6 protein-coding genes are annotated in these 6,553 nt (G+C 64.8%); 1 reads left to right on the top strand and 5 read right to left on the bottom strand.

The window, feature by feature from the left end; translation table 11 throughout:
• Positions 1-17: 17 nt before the first annotated feature.
• From FFK22_RS24460 to FFK22_RS24440, 5 genes are all read right to left on the bottom strand, one after another.
• Positions 18-769 (bottom strand): IS5 family transposase gene (locus FFK22_RS24460; RefSeq protein WP_138890512.1). Its coding sequence is split into 2 segments (ribosomal slippage): positions 18-439 and positions 439-769, totalling 753 coding nucleotides; the frame shifts between segments, so codons are not numbered across the junction.
• A 401-nt stretch (positions 770-1,170) separates the two neighbouring features.
• Positions 1,171-2,742 carry an MFS transporter gene (locus FFK22_RS24455; RefSeq protein ID WP_138890511.1) on the bottom strand — a complete coding sequence of 524 codons (1,572 nt, stop codon included), beginning with the start codon at positions 2,740-2,742 and terminating at the stop codon, positions 1,171-1,173.
• Complete coding sequence (locus FFK22_RS24450) at positions 2,739-3,905, bottom strand: HlyD family secretion protein (RefSeq protein ID WP_138890510.1); 1,167 nt, start codon at positions 3,903-3,905, stop codon at positions 2,739-2,741. The genes FFK22_RS24455 and FFK22_RS24450 overlap by 4 nt, the downstream gene beginning before the upstream one ends.
• Before the next feature lie 12 nt (positions 3,906-3,917).
• On the bottom strand, positions 3,918-4,652 hold the full coding sequence (locus FFK22_RS24445) for a pirin family protein (protein ID WP_138890509.1): 735 nt from the start codon (positions 4,650-4,652) through the stop codon (positions 3,918-3,920).
• A gap of 101 nt (positions 4,653-4,753) precedes the next feature.
• Positions 4,754-5,347 carry an isochorismatase family protein gene (locus tag FFK22_RS24440; protein WP_138890508.1) on the bottom strand — a complete coding sequence of 198 codons (594 nt, stop codon included), beginning with the start codon at positions 5,345-5,347 and terminating at the stop codon, positions 4,754-4,756.
• Between the two features lie 76 nt (positions 5,348-5,423).
• Here FFK22_RS24440 and FFK22_RS24435 point away from each other — a divergent pair, with 76 nt between their 5' ends.
• Positions 5,424-6,365, top strand: a complete 942-nt coding sequence (locus FFK22_RS24435; RefSeq protein ID WP_221938819.1) for a LysR family transcriptional regulator — start codon at positions 5,424-5,426, stop codon at positions 6,363-6,365.
• Positions 6,366-6,553 lie beyond the last annotated feature (188 nt).

Genomic DNA, 6,553 nt, shown 5'->3' with positions numbered 1-6,553 from the left:
CTAGGGTCTGTTGAGATTCATCTGGAATGGATGACGGCGGCGGCGAGATGGATGAAGGCGGAGAAGCTCTGATCGGTTTTGTCGGCGCGCATGGCGATGCGTTTGAACTCTTTGAGTTTGCAGAAGAAATTCTCGATCAGGTGCCGCCACTTGTACATCTCGGCGTCGATCGGCAGCTGCTTGGTGCGGCGCGGGTGCTGGGAGATGACGATCTTGGCCCCGCGTTGGTTGAGGTCGGCGATGATGGCGTTGCTGTCGAAGGCCTTGTCGGCGATCAGGGCATCGAAGCAGATGCCGTCGATGAGCGGTTCGACGCCGACCGTGTCGAACCGCTGACCGGGCAGAAGGCCAAAGCGCACAAGGTTGCCGAACGCATCGCACAAGGCGAGGATCTTGGTCGTCATGCCGCCCTTGGAGCGGCCTATGGCCTGGCTCTGAGTCCCCCTTTTGCGCCCTGGCCGTGGCGGTGGACTTTGACGATGGTGGCGTCGACCATGGCGTATTCCATGTCCGGCTCTTCCGAACAGGCTTCGAAAAGCCGAACGAAAACATCGGCTTTGACCCAACTGCGATATCGCGTGAAGACACTGTTCCACTTGCCGAAGAAGACCGGCAGGTCCCGCCACGGACTTCCAGTGCGAACGATCCAAAGCACCGCTTCTACAAAGAGCCGGTTGTCCTCACCGCTTCGTCCGGGGTCGGTCGGCTTGCCCAGGCAAAGCGGTTCCATCTTCGCCCATTGGGCGTCTGTCAGTACGAAGCGTTCCATCCGAAGTTTGAATCACAATCAGGTCCCCATGGGAATCCTGAATATCAACAGACCTTAGCCCGGCCCGACGAGGATGTCCCTAGACCGGCCATCGCATTGGGCTCCCGATAGCGGACATGATCGCACGCGACCGAGGCCGTGTGGAAAGGGAGTGAGCGTCGCCGCCGACCGCTACGGACCGCCAGCGCACCTGCTTGAGAAGGATGCGTGCTGCATGCAAGTCGCACCCGTGAGTTGCCCTTGATGTCTCCAGCGCCGCTTCTTCATGCGGGAAATCTGTCCCGGCGTTCATCACCATCAAGCGATCGGGCGGGATGATCTCGCTCCGACCGGCTGATGGTCTCCTGCAATGTTTGTCTATGTCGACGGAGCGCTCCCGCTTCGGTAACTGGACGTTTTGGTCAGGCCGCATGTCGCGTTTTGGGTGTGAACGGGCCTTCCGGTGGGGATCTCATGAGTGCGACCATCATGAGTCCCAGAAGCGCCGCCCAGAACGTCAGCCAGAACCCGTCGATATAGGCGAGGACATTGGCTTCGCGCCGGACCAGGGCCGCCAGGGTGCCGAGCCCACGGGCTGGGGCGGTATCCGATCCGTGGCTGAGAAAGGGCGCGGTGATCAGGGAGAGGGCTTGTGTTACGCTGGCGTCACCGGCGGCGACGTGCTGGCCGAGCAGATTTGAGTAGGTCTGTTCGCGGACACGCAGCCAGGTCGTGATCAGCGCGACGCCGATTTCCGCGCCGCCGAGGCGCAGGACCTGGATATAGGCCGAGAACGCCGTTGCGCGAGCCGGATCGGCATTGGCGAAGGCGTAGATCATGATCGCCAGGAACGTCAGGCCGTAACCGGCAGACTGAAGCAGTGCGATGGGCACGAAGGCCGCGGGATCCCAGTCGCTGGTCAGCCCTGTGCCGAGCAGGCCTGCGGCGGCAAAAGCCGAGAGGCCGAGGGTCAGCACGAACCGGGCGTCGACCCGTTGCAGCAGGACGACGGCGATCGGAACCAGCATCACCAGCGGCAGCGCGACGTAGTTCAGCAGCAGGGGGCCGATTTGTTCGGGCCGCAACTGGCGAACGGTGGTGAGGAAGTTAGGTATGAGCGCGACATTGGACAGGCTGGTCATGATGAAGCAGAGAGCTGCGAGCAGCATCAGCCCGATGTTGCGCGAGAAGATGACGCTCGCTTTGGCCCAGGGCTCCGGCACGACGGCCTCGTTCACCAGGAACGCCGCAATCAGCGCCGCGCCGCCGCACAGCAGCGCCAGGACCGTACCGGAGGAGAGCCAGTCGAGCCGATTTCCCTGGTCGAGTCCCGCGTAGAGCAAAGTGAGCCCGGCGCCGAGCAGCAGCATGCCGCCCCAGTCCGCCCGGCGCAGCAGATCGTGATCGATCGGCTCGGAACGGGCGCCCAGGCAGGCGCATAGGGCCATGAGGGGCGCGAGCAGCGCGTCGCCCCAATAGACCCATTCCCAGCCGAGGGTCTGGACATACACGCCGACCAGCGAGATCCCGGCATTCGCCGTGAACGCCAGCCGAAACGCATAGAGCGCCATGGCCGGCAGCCACCATCGGGGCGGCAGGTTGCGCAGGATCACCATCATCGTGGCCGGCACGAAGACGCCGAGGCACAGGCCGTGGACGATGTGCAGGGCAAGCAGCAGGTCGTAGGTGCGCGCGAAGGGGATGGCGAGCGAGACGATGGTGTAGAGCAGCGTCGGAATCACGAATAGCCGCCGGATGCCGACCGTGGATGCGAGCCAGGCGACGGCCGGCGCGATCATGATCTGCGACGCGGTTCCGGCCGTGTTGAGCCAGGCGCCCTCGTCGAAGCTCAGGCCCAGGGCCCCTTTGAGGTCGGCGAGCCCGATCGCGAAGAAGCGGCTGTGAAAGCCGACGATGAACGGCCCCAACAGGACGGCGGCTACCGCGAAGAGCGGCCGGTGCGGCGAGGCAGGCCCGGAGGCGGACCTGCTCACGGCTGTGCCCCCTGATGTCCGGGGGCTTCGGTGTGGATGCGCGTGGTGACCGACATGCCCGAGCGCAGGCGTTCCAGCAACGCCTGGCCCGGCACGAAGCCGATCCGCACCGGAATGCGCTGGACCACCTTGGTGAAATTGCCCGTCGCATTGTCGGGGGGCAGCAGCGCGAACTGCGACCCGCTCGCTGGGGAGAGGCGCTCGACATAGCCGTGCAGCAGTTCGCCGGGGAACGTATCGACCGCGATATCGACGGCCTGTCCCTCGGCCACCCGTGTCAACTGGGTTTCCTTGTAATTGGCGATCACATGAAGCTTGGGCAGTGCCGTGATCGCGATCAGGCTGCTGCCGACATTGACGTAGTCGCCCTGCTGCACCCCCCGTTCGCCGACGATGCCATCGAACGGAGCGGTGATCCGGGTATAGCCGAGGCGCAGCTGTGCGGCCGCGAGAGTGGCCTCCGCAGACTGCAGGTCGGCCGCGCGTTGCGCCTTGGTGCCGATCTGCACGTCGAGCTGCCGTCGCTGCGCGTCCACGGCAGCTTCGCTTGCCCGCAGGTCGCTCTGGGCCTTGATGTGGTCAGCGACGACCTGTTCGACCTTCTGCTGCGTGCTGAAACCTGACTGCGCGAGCTTCTCCTGCCGCTCGCGTTCCTGGCGCGCCTGAATTTCGAGCGCCACCGCGGAAGCCTGTTGCGCTTCGGCTTGGGAAATCGTGGCGCGCTGCAGCGCGATCTGGTTGTCGAGGTTGTCGTGCGCGGTTCTGGCCGCGGCAACGGCGGCCTCGGCCTGGGCAACCTGGACGGCATAGTCGGCGGGATCGATTTCCGCCAGCAGATCGCCGGCCTTGACACGCTGGAAGTCTGTGACCCCGATCGAGCGCACCGTTCCGGCGACCCTGCTCGCGAGGCTCGTCATCTCCGTTCGAACGTAGGCGTCGTCGGTCTCCTGAACCGCGGCCTGGCCTGTCCACCGGTCCCACCGGGTGATCGCGATGGTGACAAAGCCCAGGATGATCGCCAGCGCGAGCAGCGGGATGCCGAATCGTGCGAGCGCGCCCCACAGGGCGGGCGACGTCGACCGTTCTGGTCCCGGATGCGGTGCGCGCTCCGATGCCGGCGTCTGCACCTCGGCGGCGTGTGCGGCGAGTTGGGGCGTGGACATGTCTTGCGCCGTTCATCCGCCGCTGATGGTTCCGGCTCGCGTGGCGCGCGCATGGCGATCCACGAGAAAGACAATCAGCGTGGAGGGGCGAACGGCCTTGATGGCCGGAAGCGGGGCCTCGTCGTCGGCGAGCGCATCTCCCTTCAGGAGATGCGCGCTGCCGGCACTGATCTCTCCATCGAAGACATACAGCAGCTGATCCATGCCATCGGCCTGGGGGATCTCGATCCCGCGGCCGGCCGGCAGCTGCGCGTCATGGACGATGACCTGCTGGCGGATCTTGAGCGGCGCGTCGCTTGTCTCCGGCGCGGCGACGAGATGCCACCTGCCGTCGGCCATCGCGTCGTCGCGGTCGTGGAACTGGACTTCGCCGGGCAGATCCGCCTCGCGCGGACGAATGAAGATCTGCAGCATCTCGACGGGATCCGAAGGCGTCGATTCCTCATGCCAGAAGCTCTGTCCCGCGTTCATCAGCATCAGCCTGTTCGGCGACAGCGCAACGCGGTGGCCGGACGAGTCCTCATGCACCATGGTGCCGCGCCACATGTAGCTCAGGATCTCGTCGTTGACGTGCTCGTGGAAGCGCACCACGGTGCCGACGCCGAGACTGGCGTGATCGAGGACCGCGAGCGGCCCGAAAGCCGGATCGGCGTTCGATCCGAGAATAAGGCCCGGCCGCACGCGCCGGATCTTGAATGGCCCTTGCTCGAAGCCGCGGCTGGCCTGTGCGCGCAGAATCCTCAACATTTCAGCAACTCCGTGCGGAGATTCGTGGACAGGATCCCGGCGCTGTCGGGCTGGGATCCTGTCGAATGGGCCGTCCCGGCTTCGGGCGAGCGCAGCGCCGGTTACGACTGGATCGGCGGAAGAACCTCGGTGAACAGCAACTGGACGAGCTGCTGACCCTGGGGCGTGCTCCAGTTCTGGGCGAGTTCCGCGATCATGGTGTTGGTTGCAGTCAGGACGACGCCGGCGTCCTGCATGCGGCGCCGCGACATGTCCTCGGACAACTCGTACGGCGATCCCGAGGCGTCCATGACGGCCTGCACGTTGTAGCCCTCGGTCACCGCGTCGATCGCCGGGAAGACGAGGCAGACATCGGTCGTCACGCCGGCCATGATCAGGTTCTTCCGGCCCGTCGCCTCGACGGCCGCCTTGAAATTGGCATCGGTCCAGGCGTTGACGATGCCTTCGCGCTTGATGCGCTTCTCGAAGGCCTCCGGCAGGATGTCCTTCAGCTCCGGCAGCAGCGGCCCCTGCAGACGATCCTCCTGGCTGGAGGTCAGCACGGTCGGGATGCCGAGGATGCGGGCGGTCTTGGCCAGGGCGAGCGACATGCGCTTGGCCTGGTCGACGTCGATATTCTTGATGAGCTGCATCGTGCCGACCTGATGGTCGATCAGCAGAAGCGCCGAGTTCTCTGGGGTGAATATCGTGGTCATGGCTGATTTCCCGTGCTCGTTGTGAGCTTCATGGCTCGCCCTGGAAGCTAGAGATGGAACGAAGCACGCGGGAGATTTGATATTTGTCACGGTCATGTTCCATAAATGGAACATGAAAGCATTTGGTGATTTTGACGGACTCGCGCTGTTTATCCGCATGGTGCAAGCGGGCGGGCTGGCCTCGGCCGAACGCGCGACCGGTATCCCGAAGGCCACGCTCTCGCGCCGGCTGTCGGCGCTGGAAGAGACCCTGAACGTCCGGCTTGCGCGCCGGACAAGGAAGGGACTGATACTGACCGAACAGGGCCAGCAACTCTTCGAGCGGGGCCGGACCGCCTTCACGCTGGCCGAGCAGGCTGTCGCCGAGGTTCAGGACGACCGCGTCGCGCTGTCGGGCACGGTTCGCCTGTCGCTTCCGCCGGACATGGCGACCGCGGTTCTCGGCCCTGCTCTGATCGGCTTCAAGACCAGATGTCCCGACGTCACGATCGAGATGGCGCTCACGGATCGCAGGGTCTCCCTTATCGAAGAAGGATACGATCTCGCCGTTCGCATGGGACCGGTTGCGGACTCCGAACTGATGTTCAGGAAATTCGCCGATCTCCCGCGCGCACTGGTCGCGAGCCCCGCCTTCCTCTCTGAACATCCCGGTCTGAGCACGCCACAGGATCTGGAGATGCTGCCGGCCCTCGCGATCCGCCGCGATCTGATCGAATGGGATCTGAAAAATGCGCACGGGACACGCGCGATCATACGCCCCGGGATCGGCTTTGCCGCAAACCGCCAGACCATTCTGGTCGATGCGGCCCGCGCCGGTCTCGGCATCGCCAATCTGCCGAAGTTCCTGATCGAGGACGCCATGGCGGCCGGCGCACTCGTACCCGTCCTGCCGGATTGGGAGCCGTCACCCGTAGAGATGACCGCATTGTGGCAAAGGGACAGGATCACGGGACGCCTGATCAAGGCCATCGTCGCAGCCTTTGAGGAGGCACTGTCTGCCAAACCGTCCGAGGTCTAGCCTCCGGTCCGCGGCGGGCCGGTTACGACGAGCGCACCGTGACTCGGTGAGAGCCGGTCTGCGCGGAGGGAGGCCGCTTTCCGGTACGGATGGAATGTCGGGCGTGTCCGCTCTGGAGGAGTCCAGAGGGTCTCCAAACGTCATCAATGGGGACCGAGCAGACACCCAACGGCTTCGCGGAAAGCGTC

The organism is Mycobacterium sp. KBS0706 (genome assembly GCF_005938675.2).
GTDB lineage: Bacteria > Pseudomonadota > Alphaproteobacteria > DSM-16000 > Inquilinaceae > Inquilinus.
Note: the sequence above shows the minus strand (reverse complement) of the source record. Positions and strands in the feature narration are given on the sequence as shown.